Annotated in this window: 17 protein-coding genes; 7 read left to right on the top strand and 10 right to left on the bottom strand. The window is 35.6% G+C overall.

The annotated features are described in order from the left end of the window. Positions 1–68: 68 nt before the first annotated feature. Positions 69–1,016 carry a methionyl-tRNA formyltransferase gene (gene fmt / locus AC6CHK_RS12560; RefSeq protein WP_498096640.1) on the top strand — a complete coding sequence of 316 codons (948 nt, stop codon included), beginning with the start codon at positions 69–71 and terminating at the stop codon, positions 1,014–1,016. A 122-nt stretch (positions 1,017–1,138) separates the two neighbouring features. On the opposite strand, the gene ribB is transcribed toward fmt, so the two are convergent. After that, positions 1,139–2,260 (bottom strand): 3,4-dihydroxy-2-butanone-4-phosphate synthase, encoded by a 1,122-nt coding sequence (gene ribB, locus AC6CHK_RS12555; protein WP_498096638.1) that lies wholly within the window; start codon positions 2,258–2,260, stop codon positions 1,139–1,141. A 67-nt stretch (positions 2,261–2,327) separates the two neighbouring features. After that, positions 2,328–3,332 (bottom strand): LLM class flavin-dependent oxidoreductase, encoded by a 1,005-nt coding sequence (locus AC6CHK_RS12550; RefSeq protein ID WP_498096636.1) that lies wholly within the window; start codon positions 3,330–3,332, stop codon positions 2,328–2,330. Positions 3,333–3,509: 177 nt separating this feature from the next. Here AC6CHK_RS12550 and AC6CHK_RS12545 point away from each other — a divergent pair, with 177 nt between their 5' ends. Then, a complete protein-coding gene (locus AC6CHK_RS12545) occupies positions 3,510–4,055 on the top strand; it encodes a hypothetical protein (RefSeq protein ID WP_498096634.1) in 546 nt (181 codons plus the stop codon). On the opposite strand, the gene AC6CHK_RS12540 is transcribed toward AC6CHK_RS12545, so the two are convergent. Next, positions 4,052–6,181 carry a helix-turn-helix domain-containing protein gene (locus AC6CHK_RS12540; protein WP_498096632.1) on the bottom strand — a complete coding sequence of 710 codons (2,130 nt, stop codon included), beginning with the start codon at positions 6,179–6,181 and terminating at the stop codon, positions 4,052–4,054. The genes AC6CHK_RS12545 and AC6CHK_RS12540 overlap by 4 nt on opposite strands. A gap of 64 nt (positions 6,182–6,245) precedes the next feature. Between AC6CHK_RS12540 and AC6CHK_RS12535 the strand changes: the two genes are divergently transcribed. From AC6CHK_RS12535 to AC6CHK_RS12525, 3 genes are all read left to right on the top strand, one after another. Beyond that, complete coding sequence (locus AC6CHK_RS12535; RefSeq protein WP_498096630.1) at positions 6,246–6,686, top strand: hypothetical protein; 441 nt, start codon at positions 6,246–6,248, stop codon at positions 6,684–6,686. Between the two features lie 321 nt (positions 6,687–7,007). Beyond that, on the top strand, positions 7,008–8,036 hold the full coding sequence (locus AC6CHK_RS12530) for a LacI family DNA-binding transcriptional regulator (protein ID WP_498096628.1): 1,029 nt from the start codon (positions 7,008–7,010) through the stop codon (positions 8,034–8,036). Between the two features lie 646 nt (positions 8,037–8,682). Continuing rightward, entirely contained in the window at positions 8,683–9,168 is a 486-nt protein-coding gene (locus AC6CHK_RS12525) for a hypothetical protein (RefSeq protein ID WP_498096907.1), read from the top strand. Positions 9,169–9,714: 546 nt separating this feature from the next. Here AC6CHK_RS12525 and AC6CHK_RS12520 read toward each other — a convergent pair. Beyond that, positions 9,715–10,593: a DNA adenine methylase gene (locus AC6CHK_RS12520; RefSeq protein ID WP_498096626.1), complete on the bottom strand. Its 879-nt coding sequence runs from the start codon at positions 10,591–10,593 to the stop codon at positions 9,715–9,717. Positions 10,594–10,676: 83 nt separating this feature from the next. On the opposite strand from AC6CHK_RS12520, the gene AC6CHK_RS12515 reads away from it, so the two are divergent. After that, positions 10,677–10,928 carry a helix-turn-helix domain-containing protein gene (locus AC6CHK_RS12515; RefSeq protein ID WP_498096624.1) on the top strand — a complete coding sequence of 84 codons (252 nt, stop codon included), beginning with the start codon at positions 10,677–10,679 and terminating at the stop codon, positions 10,926–10,928. Beyond that, a complete protein-coding gene (locus AC6CHK_RS12510) occupies positions 10,915–11,769 on the top strand; it encodes a DUF7687 domain-containing protein (RefSeq protein WP_498096622.1) in 855 nt (284 codons plus the stop codon). Before AC6CHK_RS12515 ends, AC6CHK_RS12510 begins: the two co-directional genes overlap by 14 nt. Before the next feature lie 124 nt (positions 11,770–11,893). On the opposite strand, the gene AC6CHK_RS12505 is transcribed toward AC6CHK_RS12510, so the two are convergent. From AC6CHK_RS12505 to uxaC, 6 genes are all read right to left on the bottom strand, one after another. After that, the gene (locus AC6CHK_RS12505; RefSeq protein WP_498096620.1) at positions 11,894–13,507 is read right to left on the bottom strand and encodes a UxaA family hydrolase; all 1,614 of its coding nucleotides are present in this window, start codon (positions 13,505–13,507) and stop codon (positions 11,894–11,896) included. 4 nt (positions 13,508–13,511) lie between these two features. Next, complete coding sequence (locus tag AC6CHK_RS12500) at positions 13,512–14,975, bottom strand: tagaturonate reductase (protein WP_498096618.1); 1,464 nt, start codon at positions 14,973–14,975, stop codon at positions 13,512–13,514. Between the two features lie 286 nt (positions 14,976–15,261). After that, positions 15,262–16,791: an MFS transporter gene (locus tag AC6CHK_RS12495; RefSeq protein ID WP_498096616.1), complete on the bottom strand. Its 1,530-nt coding sequence runs from the start codon at positions 16,789–16,791 to the stop codon at positions 15,262–15,264. Between the two features lie 11 nt (positions 16,792–16,802). Further along, positions 16,803–17,462 (bottom strand): beta/alpha barrel domain-containing protein, encoded by a 660-nt coding sequence (locus tag AC6CHK_RS12490; protein WP_498096614.1) that lies wholly within the window; start codon positions 17,460–17,462, stop codon positions 16,803–16,805. A gap of 369 nt (positions 17,463–17,831) precedes the next feature. After that, positions 17,832–18,839: a sugar kinase gene (locus tag AC6CHK_RS12485; RefSeq protein ID WP_498096612.1), complete on the bottom strand. Its 1,008-nt coding sequence runs from the start codon at positions 18,837–18,839 to the stop codon at positions 17,832–17,834. A gap of 355 nt (positions 18,840–19,194) precedes the next feature. After that, the gene (uxaC, locus tag AC6CHK_RS12480) at positions 19,195–20,592 is read right to left on the bottom strand and encodes a glucuronate isomerase (protein ID WP_498096610.1); all 1,398 of its coding nucleotides are present in this window, start codon (positions 20,590–20,592) and stop codon (positions 19,195–19,197) included. Between the last annotated feature and the right edge of the window lies 1 nt (position 20,593).

The raw sequence follows: 20,593 nt of genomic DNA, 5'->3' as shown, positions 1-20,593 counted from the left end.
GTAATGGATAATAAGCAATAGGTAGTTCAATTTATAATTCATAACTCAAAGAATTTTATCTTTGCAAAATGAAATCATTGAAAGTCGTTTTTTTAGGCACTCCTGAGTTTGCAAAAACCTCACTCGAAGCCATTCATCAATCTCATCATGAAGTTGTAGGTGTTGTAACGGTTGCCGACAAAGCAAGCGGACGCGGCCAAAAAATCAATCAGTCTCCGGTAAAAATCTTTGCCGTGGAAAATAATATTCCTGTTTTTCAGCCAGAAAAATTAAGAAGCCCCGAATTTTTAGAAGAATTAAAAAAACTAGATGCTGATGTTTTTGTGGTTGTTGCTTTCAGAATGATGCCAAAAGTTCTCTTTGAAATGCCTAAAATGGGGACATTCAATCTTCACGCTTCGTTACTTCCCGATTACAGAGGCGCAGCGCCGATCAATTATGCTGTGATTAATGGTGAAGAAAAAACCGGAGCCACAACATTTTTTATCAACGAAAAAATTGATGAAGGAAATATTCTACTTCAGGAAGAATTGGAAATTTTACCTGATGAAAATGCGGGAAGTCTTCACGACAGATTAATGGAAATGGGCTCAAAATTGGTGGTAAAAACGTTGAATGGACTTGCGGAAAATTCAATTATTGAAAAGCCTCAGCCACACGTTGAACATCCTAAAAATGCTTTTAAAATTTTCAAGGAAGATACAAGAATTGACTGGACAGAAAGTTCAAAAGAAATTCATCAGTTTATTTTAGGAATGTCGCCTTATCCTGCTGCTTTTACTACTTTAAAAATTGGAGAAGAAGAAAAAGTATTAAAAATATTTGGAGGTAAATTTGAAATTATAAATCATGAAAACTCAGTCGGAAGTCTTGATATTTCTAAAAATGAATTTAAAATCTTTATTAAAGACGGAGTTTATTTTCCTTTGGAATTACAATTAGAAGGCAAAAAAAGGATGAATATCAAAGACTTTCTAAATGGATTTAGAAATTTCGACGAAATAAAAATGGCTTGATTAAATCAAGCCATTTTTATTTCGCCGAAAGTCAATTGCCAATTATGAATTATCTACGCCGTCAATTTTAAAACTGTGAAAAATTCACTTGCAAAGCAAAATTGACCATTCACAATTCACTTTTAAAGCTGAACCATTTCCGTCACCTCAACATCGTATCCTCCAACTTGAGGTTTTATGTCTGGATTTTGAGTGATTACTTTAAATTTATTAATTCCAAGATTCTTTAAAATCTGAGTTCCGATTCCATAATCTCTATAATTAAAGGCTGCAGTCGGATGCTTTTGCTGACCATCTTGATAATTCAAAAACTGCTGTAACTTTCTTAATGTATTTTCAGAATTTGAAACATTATTAATGAAAATAACAGCTCCTTTTCCTGCTTCATTCACCATGTTGGTCACTTTTTCCAACAACGGTTTTTCACCATTATTTAGTCTTGTTAAAACATCAAAATAAGAATCAGACGACTGAACTCTCACCAAAACAGGTTCATCAACAGTCCAGGCTCCTTTAGTCAAAGCAAAATGAATCTGATCATTTGAAGTTTCTCTGAAAGCAAAAAAGTCAAATTCTCCGTAAGCAGTTTTTACTTTTCTTTCTTCCAGTCTTTCGATAAGATTTCCTTTTTTAAGCTGATAATGAATCAGATCTTCAATAGAAACAATCTTCATATCATGTTTCTGAGCAAAAGCATAAAGCTCCGGCAAACGAGACATTGACCCATCTTCATTCATGATTTCGCAGATTACGCCACCTTCTTTTAATCCGGCCAAATGAGTCAGATCAATTGCAGCTTCGGTATGTCCTGCTCTTTTCAAAACACCCCCTTTTTTAGCACGAAGCGGAAAAATATGGCCGGGTCTCATGAAATCTGTCGGTTTAGAATTTTCATCCATCAAAGCTAAAATAGTTTTTGCTCTGTCACCTGCAGAAATTCCTGTAGAAGTACCATTTCCCAAAAGATCAACAGAAACTGTAAAAGCTGTTTCCTTCGGATCGCTGCTTCGGCTTACCATAATATCCAAGCCAAGCTCGTCACATCTTTTTTCAGGAAGTGGCATACAAATCAAGCCTCTTCCGTGAACAGCCATAAAATTTATAAGCTCCGGAGTTGTCAATTCTGCAGCGCAAAGAAAATCTCCTTCATTTTCTCTGTCTTCATCATCTACTACTATGATTATTTTACCATTTTTAAGGTCTTCGATTGCCTCGGGAATAGTATTTAATTTAATATCAGACATTTTTACTTTAAATTTTTGCAAAGATACTCATAAAAACAAGCACCCGCCAATTAATATAAACGGTTTGTTACGCTTTAGATAATGAGTCTTTTGCCTTTCTGATGATCTCGTAAGATTCTAGTCTTTTTTGATGATCGTAAATGTGAGAATTAATCATTAATTCATCAACATTGAATTTTTCCTGAAAACTTTTCAGTTTTTCTTCAATTTCAGATTGATCACCTATAAAAGTATATCTCAATTTTTGTAAAACCATGGATTTTTCCATTGCTGACCAAATCTCATCCATATCATCCACCGGTGGAGCAAAAGGCTTTCTGTCGTTTCTTACAATATTAATGAACGTCTGAAATAAAGTTGTAGAAAGTTTGTGCGCTTCTTCTGTAGTTTCTGCTGCAACACCGTTTACACAAGCTAAAATATACGGTTTATCCAATTGTTTTGAAGGCTCAAAATGTTCTCTGTAAATATTAAAAGCCATTTCCATTTGCTCAGGCGCAAAATGTCCCGCAAAAGCGTACGGAAGTCCAAGTTCCGCAGCCAGCCAAGCACTATCTGTGCTCGAACCTAAAATATACAGCGGAATATCCAAACCTTCACCTGGAATGGCGCGAACCAAAGCATTAGAATTTTCTTTGGAAAAATATTTTTGCAGTTCCAAAATCTGTCTCGGAAACTGTTCGTTGATGGTTGCAGGATTTCTTCCTAAAGCCTGAGCAGTTAAACCATCTGTTCCTGGAGCTCTTCCCAGACCTAGATCAATTCTTCCTGGAAAAAGCGATTCCAAAGTTCCGAATTGTTCGGCAATCACAAGCGAACTGTGATTCGGAAGCATTATTCCTCCCGACCCGACTCTTATTTTTTTTGTTCCGTTGGCGATAAAACCGATCAGAACTGAAGTTGCAGAACTGGCAATGCTTTCCATATTGTGATGTTCGGCAAGCCAGAATCTTTTATAATCAAGATTTTCAGTAAAGTTTGCTAAAGATAAACTGTCCTGAAAAGTATCGTGAATTGTTTTATCCTGCTTTACGGGAGCAAGATCAAGCACGGATATTTCAAAATGTTTCATAAATTAATTTTAAACAAGCAAATTTAAAACTTCTAAACTGCATTAGTTACTTTTTGTAATTGATAAGTCTGATTGCTGTGGTGAGAAAAAACTATTGAAACATAAATTTATGTGATTTACTTATAAAAAGTCTAATTTGTATATCTCATCAATTTATATCTAAAAAAATTATATTTGATGATGGATAAAATTATAAATTTTCATGATCAGATTGTAGAAATTCAAGATTTTCAAGCAACTTTTATCATTTTAAAGTTTCAAGAAAGATTGTATCGTTTTGATTTCATAAATAAAAAAGAAGCTTTTTTAAAGCAGAAGGAAGTTGGAAATTTGTCTTTTTACAAATTACATCCTTTGTTAATTGATTACAACGAAAGCATGTATGATATATTTCTGAACTCAAAGCCTGAATCTCCTAATAAATTTATTGAAGAAATTAAACATTCTATCAATTACATCATACAAGAATGGAGGAATTGGAAAGGCTATATTGAAATTGATACAGGAATCACTTACGAAATTTTCCTCCAAAATTTACAAAAAGGATCTGGTAAACTTATGAGGGTTCCCTTTTCAATAATGGAAAAACTTAAAGAGTTATCAGATCAAAACAGAGTTAAAATCAGCTGTTTTGGAGAGAAAAACTTTTCACACAACCAATTAATAAAGATTAATAATCAATATATCATTGCAGAAGATTTCAGGCTACATTTGATAGATTAACCGTTATTTTTCTCCTTCTGATACGTAAAATGATTAATTAAAATCCTGATTTCATTAAACTCAAAATCATTTGGCAATGCAGTTTTCCATTCGTTTAAAGTTTCGTGTGGATTTTTATGAAATTCATTTTCAAAAGTTTTGATTTTATCAGAAGTAATCACTCTTGAAATATCCAGCAAACCTTGCTCGGCAAATTTTGCCAAATGTCCGATCACGGTTTCTTTTACCAAACCTCTTTCCAGAGCGATTTCGGAAATCGTTTTTCCTTGTTCAAACAATTGGAAAGTAAGAACCTGCGACGGAACTTTTGCAATTTTCATGCTGATTTCCTTATTGTTTTTTTCTTCTAAAAGTTGCGTTTCCAACAAGTAAATTTCCTTTAAGCTGTTTAAATATTCTTCAATATCTTCTAGCCAATTTCTGAAATCTTCGTTGTATTGTTTCAAGCCTTTTGCTCCTTTTATTTCCGCATAAAAATCTTTTAACGGATTGAAAATTTTATCTCTTATTTCGCTAAAAAAGAAGTTAACCGCGCCTTTTGCTTTACTTTCAATATCGCTCCATTCTTCTTTATTTTCGATGAAATTGTTTACCTTTTGAAATAAAATTTTCTCGAGCTTTTCAAAGATTTTTCCGAGCTGGGTAATTTCATGCTTCAGTTGAACATAAAGCTGATTGGTCTTCACCGTATCAATACTTTTTGTAATGATCGATAAATTATTCCAATCTTCCAACTCTTTCAAAAGCCATCTCGAATCTATGGTACGAAGCACCTTTCTTATGCTGTAATCGTATTTTTCTTTATTTAAAATAGCTTCAACATGATCGTTGGCAAAAGTAGCTCCCTGAAACTGCAGAATTCTGTTGTCTTTAAAAATAACATCGGGTGTGATTTTAGATTTCAAAACAATTCCTTCCAAAGTTCGGCAACGCGAAAGCGCAACATAAACCTGGCCGGCCGTGAAACTTTTTCCTGCATCAATGATCACTTTGTCAAACGTTAAACCCTGGCTTTTATGAATCGTCACCGCCCAAGCCAATTTGATCGGAAACTGTTCAAAGCTTCCTAAAACTTCTTCTTTAATATTTTTCTCGGTATCAAGTGAATATCTTTTTTGCTCCCAAACTTCTCTTTTTACGGTAATTTCCCTTTCGCTGCCGTCGAGAATGACCTTGATTTCGGTTTCGTCTAAAGCAGAAATTTCGCCTAATTTTCCGTTGTAATATCTTTTTTCGCCTGAAATATCGTTCCGGATAAACATGACTTGAGCGCCAATTTTCAATTCTAAAAACTGCTCATTCGGAAATTGATTTTCTTTGAATTCACCGAAAAGTTTTGCTTCATATATTTTGGGGCTAAGCTTTATTTCTGCTAATTTTTGCTGGTTGATATCATCCGCCATTTTGTTGTGCGAACAAAGATAAACGTACGGCTCATCACCTGAATTGAAATCAGGAATATATCTTTTATTAAGATATTCAAAATCTATATTAGAAACGTCGCCATCGCGAATTGCATTTAAAATTTCAAGAAATTCTTCATCAGATTGACGGTATACTTTCGTTAATTCAATGGTAATTAAAGGAATATCTTTTATCGCATGACTGTCGAAAAAGAAAGGTGAATTGTAACACATCTTTAAAATATGCTCATCCCGCACAACCGGCGGAAGCTGGTACAAATCGCCAATGAACAACATCTGAACACCCCCAAACCTTTGATTGTTTCTTCGGATAAATCTCAGGGAAAAATCCATCATATCCAAAACGTCGGCTCTCAACATCGAAACCTCATCAATAATCAAAACTTCAACTTCTCTTAAAAGTTTAAGCTTATCTTTTCGATATTTAAAATGAGACATCAGATCGGCAATATTATTTGCCAAACTGGTATCAATTCTGTCCGTAGTTGGTAAAAAAGTCCTCAAAGGCAACCCAAACATAGAATGAATCGTAACTCCACCCGCATTGATTGCCGCAATTCCTGTAGGTGCAACGACAATATGTTTTTTCCGGGTTTTCTTTACAAACTCGTTAAGAAATGTGGTTTTACCCGTCCCCGCTTTTCCTGTAAGAAAAACGCTTCTGCTGGTATGTTCTATTAAGTCAAAAAAATGATTGTTCATCGATGGCAAAATTACGGAAATGTAAATAAGGAACGAAATTTGATTGCCTTTAAAAAAAGTAATTATGAAAAATCAATTAACCAAAATCTCTGCAGTACTTCTATTAATAAGTCTTTCAGCAGTTTCCTGCAAAACTTCACAAGGCGACCCTTCTACTCTACCTAAAGATATTTCTGAAAGGCCGGCCAATGAAAGCAGCCAAAGATATGACGAAGCACAGCTTGATAAACTAAAAGCTTCCATTGAGTCTTTGGCCAGTCAAGAAAAATGTACGAATGCTTCAGAATGGACATTCTCACCATTGGGCGCTAAAGCCTGCGGCGGTCCGATTACCTATATTGCTTACCCTAAAAAGCTTGAAGCCACCATTCTTCCGATAATTAAAGAATACACCGCAAATATGTCCGAATATAATAAGAAATACAATATTACGTCGGATTGTATGATGACGGCAGAACCAACATCTGTTAAATGCATAACCGGAAAAGCTGAATTGGTTTATTAAATAGTTTAAGTAAAACTTCAACTTTAACAATAAATTCAATTTTGCGCAATCGATTGCTTATATTTACTGTGTTAAACAGCAAATTCGTTGAGTAATACTTATAAATATAAAATTTTAATCAAAACCGAGAAAACAATACTTCAGTTTAGAATTTAATTGCTTCATAATGACAATTTAAAATTCAGTTTTTTAGATTAATTAAAACCTGAGTTTTGGCATAAATTACAATAAACTCAAATATACTTAGGCATAAATTGATTAAATTTACATCAACAATTTTTGACAAAAGTTGATTAATTACAACCCCGCAGAAAAACATTTATGAATAAAAAAAATGCCACCATATACGATATTTCAAAAAAACTCAATGTGAGTGTGGCTACTGTTTCCAGAGCACTCAACAATAATCCGAGGATCAGCCAGGCAACCAAAGATTTGGTACTGAAAACTGCTAAAGAAATGAATTATAAGCAGAATAATCTTGCCAAAGCTCTGAAAAGCGGGGAAACAAAAAACGTAGGAATTATTGTCCCTTATATCAACACAAATTTTTTCTCATCTGTCATCCGCGGGATTGAAGAAGGACTTTCTGAGCACGGTTATCACGTCATTATCTGCCAAAGCCACGAAGATGTTTTAACAGAAAAAAAGCATTTAAATACTTTATTAAACGCTCAGGTAGACGGCATTTTCATGTCGGTTTCGCGTACCACGATCGATACCGAACATATTCAACATATTTTAAATACAACCAATACACCTATAATATTCTTTGACAGAAAAAAAGATATTCCGGGAATAAGCACGGTTACAATCGACGATTATCGCGGAGGTTATTTGGCAACAGAACATCTGATCAAAGAAGGATATAAAAATATCTGTCATTTTGCCGGTGATCTGAATCTTGAAATTTACCAAAACCGTCTGAACGGTTATAAGCAGGCATTAATCGACCATAATTTTCAGGTAAAAGAAGACAATATCATCATTACCGGAAGCTCAATTGATGAAGGTATCGATGCCATAAAAAAGCTTTGGGGCAGAAAATCGATCCCCGATGCTATTTTTTCATCAAGTGATTTTGCCGCTTTGGGCGCTTGTCAGGAACTGAAAAAACGTAAAATAAAAATCCCCGAAGAAGTTGCAGTTATCGGTTTTTCCAACGAACCGTTTACGCAATTCATGGAGCTTCCGATGAGCTCCGTTGATCAGACTCCTGTTACAATGGGGAAAATGGCCGGCCAGGTTTTTATCGAAAGTGTAAAAGAAAACGGTTCCGGAGTTTCTATTGAGAAGAAAGTGGTTTTGGCTCCGCAACTTTACATCAGGAAGTCTTCAAAGAGGAAGTAAATTTTCTTTTGTCTTAAAACAAAAGAAACAAAAATTCAAGACTTGGAACTGAAAGGCTAAAAATGAATTCTGTTCTCTAAAAATTCTAAAACTTGCGCGAATTCATAATTGTTTCTTCGGTTCTTAATTTGTCTCGCGCTTCGAACAGAAGAATTTTCTTAACGTTCACAGAAATCATTTTCTTAACGCTTTCATTTCCTATGTCGTTTTTTTAAGCGCATAAAATATTTGTCAGCATTCCTTTTACAGCATCTTTGTCATTCTGACGAAGGAAGAATCTCAGCTTTAATTTTATTTTGCTATTAAATCAAAGGTTCTGCAAATTCAAACAATAGAGATAAACGAAAGATTAAAAATTCCCCTCCTCTGGAGGGGTGGCGAAAATTCGAAAGAATTTTTGATGGGGTGGTTTGTTTTCACAAGTAGATGGAAAATTCTATCGTAAGTGTTTTAACCACCCCATCTTTTTCCTTTCGGAAAAATCCACCCCTCTAAGGGAGGGGGATTTCCCGGTGAATAAAATTGGTGTTATTTCAGACATTCAAAATTTTTCTTTTCGTTTTAATTTTTTTCCTACCTTAGTTATTCCTCAAAATAAAAACACACGATTTTATATACAAGTATTAACCTTTAAAAATCAAAAATGATGGGATTAACAAATTTGAACTCCACCCATTTGAGCAGTGCAAAGATCACTGCCGCACAGGGTGCTATCGCGGCGTTGGAAACAGCTCTTGCTGAAATAACAGTCAATCTTTCACCTGAAGACCGCAGGCGTTACGGAAGCATCAATGAACAAAACAAACTGTTTGTAAACAAAGTCTACGACTACAATCAGAGTCAGTCTAACCTGAGTTCTCCCGAAGTGGATTGGGAAGAATTTGACAAAGATCACAGCTCCCGAAACAACATGGAGACCATGATCAGCAGGCTCGAAAGTGTGATTACAAGATTGAATAATGCCAAAACACTTCACGATTACGACAACTATCAGTCGGCTTTGGTGGATTATTCATACAGCACTTACAAAGCAGGCACTTCAGCACCGGGGTTTGAGGATAAATACAGAGATCTGAAACAGTTTTTTATCAAAAACATCATCTCTACTTCTCCACCCGAGGCGAAAAAGTAAAAAGCAACAATTAACCACCCCTTCAATTATACGGAGGGGTATTTTTATGCTTTCAATTCGTTTTTCAACAGGTTCGATACGTCATTGAATGCTCGGTAGACATTTTATACTACTTCCGATACATTCAACATATCTTCGGACAGCTTATTTAATCATCCGGAGACGTTCTTTAATGGTCGGACGAAGTTATCAACTCCTCAGGACACGTTCTGGAAAGGTAGGAAGTGGTCTTTTATATATCCGGACATATATTTTACCTGTCGGGATAGGTTGTATAACGTGTACGAATGTATTGGGAACCCTATCGAAGGTATCGGTAACCCCGCCGGACTTCTGATGAACGTATCGGGATAGGTTGTACAACGTATCGGAACCTTTACAGAACGTATCGAAACTTCTTCGGAACGTGGCGGGATAGGTATTGGACGTGTCGGTTGGGGTTGGGAACGTGGAAATATCTGTTTTTGCTTTGCTGGCGCGAGCGTCTCGCTCGTATCTTTTTGAATGGGCACGAGCAGGATGCTCGCGTTAGCGTGAGGGGGAATTTTAAAGATCGTAAGTCAACAAAAGACGATCTTTAACATCTTCATTTTCTAATGTCTGTCCTTCCATTTGAAATCTTCGTAACATAGATCTTCCCAAAGAAATTAAAATTTCTTGTTCAAATAAACCTTCTGGAATTGGTAGATCACAAAGATAATTTCCTGATTTTTTAGAACCATCTATACTTAACGCAACAAAAACTCCCTTTTGCTTTGCTTCTTCTATACATTTGAAAAGTTCTGTTAATTTAAAATCGTGTGCTCCATATAAAATACTTTGGCTGTATGAATACGGTGGATCGCAATAAATTAAATCTCCTACTTTTGCTTTTTCAAAAATAGCTTTATAATCACAATGTAAAAATTCGATATTCTTCATTCTATAATTCCATTCAGAAACTCTTTTTCTAAAGGTTTCAACAGGAATAGGATTATGTATACCACAAGGCGTACTCATATAACCGTCTGATTTTCTAAATCTAACAATTCCACCGTAACAAGTTCTTGTTAAAAATAAGAAATCAGCTCCATTATTATTTCTATTGAATGATTCTAATATTGAATTATATACATCACTCTTATCTTCAAATTTAATTCTATCGACCCTATCCTTATACCATTGAACTAATTTTTCAGGATCATTCTTCAAAGTATTCCAAATTTCAATCAACGGTTCATAAATATCAGAACCTACTCCATTAGTTGGACATACAGTAGCCATTACTGCACCGCTTCCTAAAAATGGTTCATAAAATGTATCAAAATTTGCAGGAAAAAACTTGCTTATTTGTCCTGCAAATTTCTGTTTGTTTCCAACCCATTTCAATAACTGAGATTTTGGTGGTATGTACGAAGCAAATTTGCTATCTAATGTTAACTGCATAATCTTTTAAAAATACAAACATACTACTTTATGTGCTAATATCCCATTTTGGTATATCCTTTTTTAGAATATAGATTTGTGTTATGAAAAAAAGTATTTATAGCAAGGAATACAAAATTTTATTAGAAACGTTGTACAGTTTAAGAATTGGAAACAATTTACTTCAAAGTGATTTAGCTGAAAAACTTAATGTAGCTCAATCTTTTATCAGCAAAATAGAGAACGGTGAAAGAAGAATTGATTTAATTGAATTAAAAGAAATTGTTGAGACAATGAATACAACTTTGACAGAATTCATAAAAAAATTTGAAGAAAGATTAAATGAAACCAAATAAACTTTTCAAAAACCAAACATTAGAATTTTGGGCAAATATTAAATTATTAAATCAACGATTAGGATATGTTTTAAGACAAAGTCCAAAAAACCCAACCGGTGGATTCATTATACCAACTTTGTTACAAATAAAAACAGTTTTTATTAGTGAAGGTCTAAATTTCACTAAAATTATAAACAACGATGATACTTTTACAGAATTCGGACAATTAATAATCGATTATATGATTTATAGAGGAGTATTACTTACTGACTTTGTAAAGCCTAATTTGATGGACAAGGATTCTGCAAAAGAAACATTTTATAATTTAAAAAATCAGTTAAACCCTCAAATTCCATTACCATTTAATAAACAAAAAGATGAAAAAAGGGATCACTCTTATCTTACTGGACTAGTAAATATGCTTATCAATGAGAATAAAGCTGAATTTTCTTGTGATTTTGACCCAAAAGAACTTACTGCATTTACCGATAATGGATTTCCAATTAGAACATTATCTCGAAGAGTTGATGGTGCTTTTCCAGGTGTAATTAATCCCATTGCAATTTGGGAAATTAAAGAATATTACTACACCACAACTTTTGGAAGTCGAGTTGCTGATGGAGTTTATGAAACTCAACTTGATGGATGGGAATTATGGGAAGCAAAAGAAAATGTTGGAAAAGACGCTTTACATTACTTAATTGTAGATGATTATTTTACCTGGTGGGTTAAAGGCAGATCTTATTTATGTCGACTAATAGATTCGATGCATATGGGCTTAGTAGATGAAGTGATTTTTGGAAAAGAAGTTCTAAGTAGAATTCCGGAACTTGTAAATGAATGGAAATTAAAGATATAAAACTTGACAAATTTTATTCAAACTAACAATTAAGCAATCAATAATTATTTAACCACCAAAAAGAAAATGCTCCCTACCGATGTAGAAAGCATTTTCAACCCTAATATTTAATATAATTAACCCATTACAGAGAGACACCTCGTCTCCAGGGAATGAAATCATTCTGATTAAGAACGTCTGCTTTGGTTTTTACTTCGCCGCTGGCTACGTTGATGATGAGTTCCAGAAGTTCGTCTGCCGCTTCGGGAATTGTTTTTTCTCCGCTGATTACAGTTCCTGCATTGAAATCAATAATGTCTGACATTTTTTCTGCCAAAATCGTGTTGGAAGAAATCTTCACAACCGGCGTAATAGGATTTCCCATCGGAGTTCCAAGACCTGTGGTGAAAAGGACTACAGTCGCACCTGAACCGACTAAAGCCGTTGTACATTCGGCATCATTTCCGGGAGTGCACAAAAGATTCAGACCTGGTTTTGTAGCATATTCTGTAAAATCGAGAACTTCCACGATTGGGGCAGCTCCGCCTTTTTTGGATGCTCCTGCAGATTTCATGGCGTCGGTAATTAAACCGTCTTTAATATTTCCGGGAGAAGGATTCATATCAAATCCTGAACCTGCCGCAACAACAGAGGCTTCAAAATCTTTCATCAGTTTCAGGAACTTTACACCGTCTTCATCGTTGATACAACGGTTGACCAACTCCTGCTCTACTCCACACAATTCAGGGAACTCGGCAAGCATAGTTGTTCCGCCAACTGCCGCCATAATATCTGAAACTTCGCCCAAAACTGGATTTGCAGAAATTCCTGAGAAACCATCTGAACCACCACATTCCAAACCAATGTTTAGTTTGGTGATGGATGCTGGTTTTCTTTCTATTTCATTGGCTTTTTTAATGCCTTCGTAAGAATCTTTAATAACGCCGGTCAGCATTTCATCGATGGTACCCGATTTTTGCTGTTCGTATACGACGATTGGTTTTTTGTTATTTGGAGCCAGTGCGTGCAGTGAATCCATAAAAATCTGTACCTGAAGATTCTGACACCCTAAACTGAGAACCGTAGCTCCCGCAACATTCGGGTTGTTGACATATCCTGCAAACAATCTTCCCAACGCTTCAGCGTCCTGACGAATTCCGCCACAACCGCCTTGGTGCGTGATGAATCTTACATCTATATTTTTAAAAACTCGTGTATCCGGTTCTTCTTCTTCAACCTCAACAGTTGCGCCGCCGTTCAACAACGAACGTAGTAACAACTGATGTTTGCTGGCTTTATCATGAAGCAATTCTTTTTCAAAAATATCCTTCAGTGTTTCGATATTCTTGTTTTCACAGAATACCAACGGGAAAAACAGCCAAACGTTTTCTGTACCTACCTGTCCGTCTTCACGGTGATAGCCCATAAAAGTACGGTCTTTCCATTTGTCAACATTGGGTGGAGTCCAGCCTAAAGTATCGGTTTTCCCGACCACTTTTGCACTTTGGTGCTTTACGTTTTCGGTGGTAATCACTTCGCCCTGTCTGATGGATTGGTTGGCTTTTCCAACGATTACGCCATACATTAAAATATGGTCGCCATCCTCAAAATCTACGGCAGCGAATTTATGTTTTGCTTTAATATCTTTAAGAATCGTATAATCTGTACCGTCTAAGTGTACCGATTCTCCGGCAGGCAAATCCATCAACGCTACAATAACGTTGTCTTTGGGATTTACTTTCAGTACTTTCTTTTGCATGATTTTAAGAATAAAATTGAATGAAATTTTTGTAAGCAGTTTCCATATCATTGTGGTCTATTTCGTACAATGCTTTTGCTACTGCGGCTTTCAGACCTTCAACCTGTGTAAGGTCGGTATCCCAGAACAGTTTTTCGCTCAATGCCTGTTCTGAAACTACTTCGTAATCTTCGTTTTTCCAGATTTCTTTGAATCTGTTTACGATCGCTTCTTCGTCATTCAGAGGAAGAGATTTTTCACCAAAACTTCCCTGATAGAATCTGATTAAACTTGCCAGAGAGAACGTTAAGTTCAACGGAAGTTTATTATTTCTTTCAACATAAGTCAGTAAACTCGGAACCACTCTTACTTTAAATTTAGAAACAAAATATAAAGCAATGCTTGCCAAATGGTGCTTAATGAAAGGATTTCTAAATCTGTCAAAAACTTCTTCTGCAAATTCCTTCAATTCAGTTTCATCTAAACCTAAGGTCTGATTAACTTCATTAAATATCGATTCGCTTAAAAATGTTCCGATAAATTGGTCATCGATTGCTTCTTTTACGATTTCTTTTCCTGCTAAAATTGCCGGAGCCAAGATCAAAGTGTGACCGCCATTCAGAATCCTCACTTTTCTCAAACGGTAAGGCTGAATATCATCCACCACCAAAATCTGTTCGTTGATTTTATCGAAAGGAATTCTCTGTTTTAAATCTTCACCTCCCTGAATCACCCATAAAAGGAATGTTTCAGAAACCACCATCATCGGATCTTCATAATCCAACTGGTCTTCATACGTTGCAGCATCATCTTTCGGATATCCCGGAACAATCCTGTCTACCAATGTATTATGAAAATAATTACTTTGTTCAATCCATTGTGCAAAACCTTCTGCTAAGCTCCAAAGTTTTGCATATTTTAAAATAATACCTTTTAACACAACCGCATTTTCTTCGATCAGCTCGCAAGGAATGATTCTTAAACCTTTATCTGCTGCTCCATTGAAATGCTTATATCTTTCGTGAAGTAAAACCGCCACTTTCGCAGGGAAATTTTTGTGCGGACCTTCGTAGGTGTTTTCAGTTTCGTCGTAAGCAATTCCGGTTTCTGTTGTATTTGAAAAAACAAATTCAAGTTCTTCTTCTTTTGCTAATTCTAAGAAACTGTTATAATCTGAATAAGGATTAATCGATTTCTGAATCGCTGAAATCACGCATTTTTCATCGATAATTTCTCCTTTTTTGATTCCTCTTGAAAATAAAGTGTAGAGATTTCCCTGTTCTTCAAGCTTGTGAACTGAACCGTTAGGTGTAGGCTGTATGTTTACAATTCCCGCATTGAAATCTGCTTCTTTATTTAATTTATCAATCACATAATCTGTAAATCCGCGCATAAAGTTTCCTCCACCGAACTGTACGATTTTGATTGGTAATTTTGTATCTATACCGCTGTTTTGACGGTTTAATTTCTGTTTTGTCTGATTTTCCATTTTTCTAATTTGAATTAAATTGTGTTTTTAATTCTGCTAAATCTTAATGCTTTTTTAAACGCAAAGTCCGCAAAGATTTTTTTTAAAGCTTGATGTATATTTTTAAGTTCGCAAAGGCGTTTTACTTAGCTAAGAACTCAAAGTTTTATTTGAACCATTAAGATTTATTAAGGAGTTAAGGTTAATTAAGGGAAATAAATTTCTTAAGCTTGCACTTCAAATTTGCCTACAAATTCTTAATCTTTCTTAACTTCTTAATTCTCCTTAATGGTTTATATTTTATTTTCTATTTACTAATCACTTTATATTTAGGCACCAATGATTTCATTACGACCCATGCGATCAGGTAAGCAACTGCACAGATTGAGAAAATGATCATGTATCCTTTGTCGATTCCGTCTGAAACTACGGCTCCTGATTTTTCCAATTGTTCAAAGAATCCATCCGGCAAACGGTCGTTGACGTATTGCGGATATTTTTCCAGTAAAGGAACTCCGTCTACTGTTGACCACGCTTTATGTGAGTAATCAAACAAAAGTCCCGATGATTTATTGATCAGAAAAGAGCCGATTCCTCCTGCCATTCCGCCAATTCCTGTGATGGTTGCAATGGCTTTTTTAGGAAACATATCACCAACTGTTGAGAAGATATTTGCCGACCAAGCCTGATGCGCCGCTCCTGCAATACCGATGATTAAAACCGGAATCCAGTAAGTTGCTGTTCCTAAAGGTTGAGCTAACAATGCCAATAAAGGGAAAAATGCGAAAATTAACATCGCTTTCATTCTGCCGTTGTAAGCGTTCATTCCTAATTTTTCAACAAAATATTTTGGAAGCCATCCGCCGATAATCGACAATAAGGTAATCATGTATAATACAAATAACGGCAATGCACTTTCTGTAGAATCCATTCCGTATACAGAACTTAAATAAGCCGGTGTCCAGAATAGAAAGAACCACCAGACACCGTCTGTCATGAACTTTCCGAAGGCAAAAGCCCAAGTCTGTCTGTAGCTGAAACATTCTTTGAAAGTAAATACCTTTTCGGGAACAGAAGCATCTTCATTAGGAAGATCATCCTGATCCTGATTGATATACGTTAATTCATGTTCGTTAACTCTCTTGTGTAAATGAGGTTTTTTGTAAACAAATACCCAAAGTCCCATCCATACAAATCCTAGCGCACCTATAATGATAAACGCCCATTCCCAACCCATTGATTTTGCAATGAATGGTATCGTAAGCGGTGCTGCCAAAGCTCCCACTGTTGCTCCTGCATTCCAGATACTTGTAGAGAAGGCTCTGTCTTTTTTAGGGAAATATTCTGCTGTCGTTTTGATCGCTGCCGGGAAATTTCCAGCTTCACCAATTGCCAGTACGAAACGTGCAAAGATGAATAAAGTTACACTGGTACTGATAATTGCCCCAGTATTAGAAACTGTTCCGATCAATTCTTTAGAACCGTGAAAACCAGCCGTCCAAGTTCCGGTAAGGATTCCTGAAGTAGCGATTCCACAAAATGCATGTAAAACTGCACCGATCGACCAAACTCCGATTGCCCAAAGAAAACCTTTTTTAGTATCCATCCAGTCGACGAACTTTCCGGCGAAAAGCATTCCCACTGCATAAAATATGGAAAATAATGCGGTGATGTTTCCGTAATCGTTGTTATTCCAGTGAAATTCCGGTGCTATAAAATCTTTCCACGTCAATGATAAAACCTGACGATCCAGATAATTGATCGTGGTAGCGAGAAATAACAGCAGACAAATCGTCCATCTGTATTGCGTCGGCTTAAGAGATTTAACTGAACTCATAGTCAATTTATTTATTTTAAAGTCTGAATAATATCCAGCACCTTCTTGGTTTCATTTTCTATCGTCGCATAGTCTTTCGCAAGCATTAATTCTTTGCTTACCAGCTTGCTTCCCATTCCAACTGCGGAAACTCCTGCCCTGAACCAGCTTTCGATGCTTTCTTTTGTAGTATCAACACCTCCGGTTGGCATAAATTTCAGATTCGGGAAAACATCTTTGATGGCACTCATAAATCCTTGTCCTAAAGCGTTTCCAGGGAATAATTTAATGAAAGTCACGCCTGCAGTTTCAGCAGCAATAATTTCTGTTGGTGTCATGCAACCCGGACTGTATAATAAGTCTTTAGGAATTAAAAACGCTGCAACTTCTGCTACAAAACCCGGACTGATAAAGAAATCTGCACCCGCTTTATAATATTCTTCAGCTTGCTTTACATTTTTAATGGTTCCGATTCCCAAAAGCATTTCCGGCATTTCGGCATTACGAACTTCTACCATTTTTGTGAAATTGTTCAATGCAGCTTCTCCACGGCTGGTGTATTCTACCGCACGGATTCCTGCTTTGTAAAGCGATTTTAATATTTCTAGAGTTACCGTTTCATCAGCATTGTAATACAGAGGCAAAGCTCCCTGGTTGATGATGGTGTTTGTAACCAATTGAATTTTTGTCATTTTGTTTTAATTATTTTGTTAAAATAATCTTTGATGGGATTTTATCCATCCTTTGGTATGCTGTCCTGTTGTGGACTTACTAAAATTCCATTTTCTTCCTCCCTTTAGGGGGTTGATGTAAAGAAGAAAATCAAATTTTTCTTTGTTTGAATTTTATTGATAGGATTTTATCCTATCCTTTGGTAAATCGTCCCGTTGGGACTTTCTATGCTATTTTTTTGAACACAGAGTTCACAAAGTTTTTTTTACTGCTAACTGTTAATAGTTTCACAAAGCCGCTTCGCTTATAAAAGACCATTAAATTTTAAATATGATGACTTCTTTCATTTTGAAAACTTCTTGAGCCAATTGCCAAAAGCTAAAAGCGAATTACCTTTTGATTCTTCCTCCGGAATTTCCTGCCATTACTTCGAGAATATCTTCTACGCTACAGTAATTGATGTCGCCTAAAATCGTGTGTTTGATGGCACAGGCTGCGTTGGCAAAATTCAATGCTTTTTCATCATCGAAATTTAATAAACCATAAATTAAACCTGCTGCAAAAGCATCTCCTGTTCCGATTCTGTCAACAACTGGATTCACTTCTAAAAGTCCAGTTTCAAAATAATTTCCGTTAACCAATGCTCTTCCCTGCGTTTGCTGAGAACTTGCCGTAACCCCGATTCTTATCTTGTCGAAAATTTTATGAATAGAAGGAATTTGTTGTTTTAATTCTTTACAGGCTTCCATGAAACCTTCTTTATCTGATGAAAACTGAGTTCCTAGAATTTCATTAATTTCATTTACGCCACCGATAAAAATCGTTGAGTAAGAAACCAATTCTTTTAAAACATCTTTTCCGTTTTTACCATATTTCCAAAGGTTTGAACGATAAGCAGGATCGGTGGTCACTTCAATTCCCATTTCACGAGCAGTCAATAAACCTTCTTTCAAAGTTTCGTAAGCACCTTCTGAAATTCCGGGACTGATGCCTGTCCAGTGGAAATAGTCGCAACCTTCCAAAGCTTTTTTCCAGTCGATCTGTTCGGGTTTGATGTTGGCAAAAGATCCGTTCAGTCTATTGTAAGCAATTCTGCTCGCACGAACCGATGAACCTACTTCAAGGAAATACAACCCTAAAGGATGTTCATTTTTATTAATGAAAGTTGTATCAATCCCAAAACTTTTGATGAAAGACAATGCAGATTCTCCCACAAAATCATCAGAAACATTGCTGATGTGCGTTACATCGCAACCCATTGTTGCCAATGAAGAAGCTACGTTGAGCTCAGTTCCGCCGAAAAAGAATTCCATCTCGTGGCTCTGTTTCATTGTTTTGTTTCCGGGAGGTGAAAGCCTCATGATTACTTCACCGAAAGTAAGTATTTTGCTAGCCATATTTTAATAAATACTCTGTTTAATATCTGTTGTTATTTAAACGCAAAGTGCGCTAAGATTTTTTTAACTACTAACTGTTTTTAAGTTTAGAAAAACTGCAGATATATAAATTAAGGTTGCGATTTAAACCATTAAGATTTAGTAAGGAGTTGAGTATAAGTAAGTTGAGCTTCGCTTTAAGCGATCTGCTTAATAAAATATTGGATTTTAAGCTTAAAAAAAAACTTAACTTCTTAATTCTCCTTAATGGTTCAAATTTATTTTTTACCTCTCGCAGATTTAGCAAATTTTGCAGATTTAAAATTGATCTGCTTTATCAGCTCAATCTGCTGAAGATTTTTATTTAATTTGAAATTTAAAAATCAAAATAATTTTTAGCATTATGATAACAAATATCTGAAATTGTTTGACCAATCAGTTCGATATCATCAGGTAATTCACCGTTTTTCATTTCTTCTCCGAAAAGGTTACACAATACTCTTCTGAAATATTCGTGTCTCGGGTAAGAAAGGAAGCTTCTGGAATCCGTCAACATTCCAACAAAACAGCTGATTAATCCCATGTTTGAAAGGGCATTCATCTGCTTGATCATCCCGTCTTTCTGGTCGAGAAACCACCATCCTGAACCGAACTGTACTTTTCCTTTGATGCTGCCGTCGTTGAAATTCCCGATCATTGTCGCAAAAATCTCGTTGTCGGCAGGATTTAAATTATATAAAATTGTTTTTGTTAATTTATCTTTTCCGTCTAAAGCATTCAATAATTTAGACAAAGTTTCAGCCTGAACGAAGTCACCGATAGAATCCCAACCTGTGTCCGGACCCAGAATTCTGTGCATTCTCTCGTTATTATTTCTCAACGCTCCCAAATGGAACTGCTGAACCCATCCAAATTTGTGATAAGCTTCGCCTAAGAATAATAAAATCGCTGTTTTGAATTGATTCACCTGCTTTTCAGCGATCACTTTTCCTGAGATTTTATCGTTGAAAATTGTGTTTACTTCGGCTTCTGTAAATTCTTCGAAAGAAATATTGTTCAATCCGTGATCACAAAGTCTGCATCCGTTTTCGTGGAAATATTCAATTCTTTTTAATAAAGCATCGCATAATGTCTGGTAAGAATTAATTTCAATTCCGGCAGATTCGCCTAATTTTGAAATATAATCAGCAAAGTTGTGGTTTTCAATTAAAATCGCTTTATCAGGACGGAAAGCTGTGCTTACTTTAATACTGAAATCACTTTTCGCCAAATCCTGATGATAATTCAAAAGATCTGTAGGATCTTCCGTTGTGCACAGAGATTCTACATTCATCATTTTCAATAAACCTCTTGTTGATTTTTCAGGCGTCTGAAGCTGAGCGGTAATGTTTTCGTAAATTTCTGATGCATTGTCTGCATTTAATAGTTCATCAATTCCGAAATATCTTTTTAATTCTAAATGCGTCCAGTGATACAAAGGATTTCTCAATGTATACGGAACAGTTTTAGCCCAAGCTTCAAATTTTTCTTTATCTGAAGAATCTCCGGTAATGAATTTTTCGTTCACGCCCATTGTACGCATCGCTCTCCATTTGTAATGGTCGCCTGCAATCCAGACCTTTGAGATATTTTCGAAAACCGTGTCTTCTGCAATATCTTTAGGAATCAAATGATTATGGTAATCAATGATCGGTTGCTTTTCTGCATACTTGAAATATAATTCTTCAGCGTATTTATTTTGTAATAAAAAATTATCTGTAATAAAAGGTTTCATT

Source organism: Chryseobacterium sp. GQ58 (assembly GCF_059758895.1).
The sequence above is the reverse complement of the archived record's forward strand: the minus strand, read 5'-3'. Positions and strand labels throughout refer to the sequence as shown.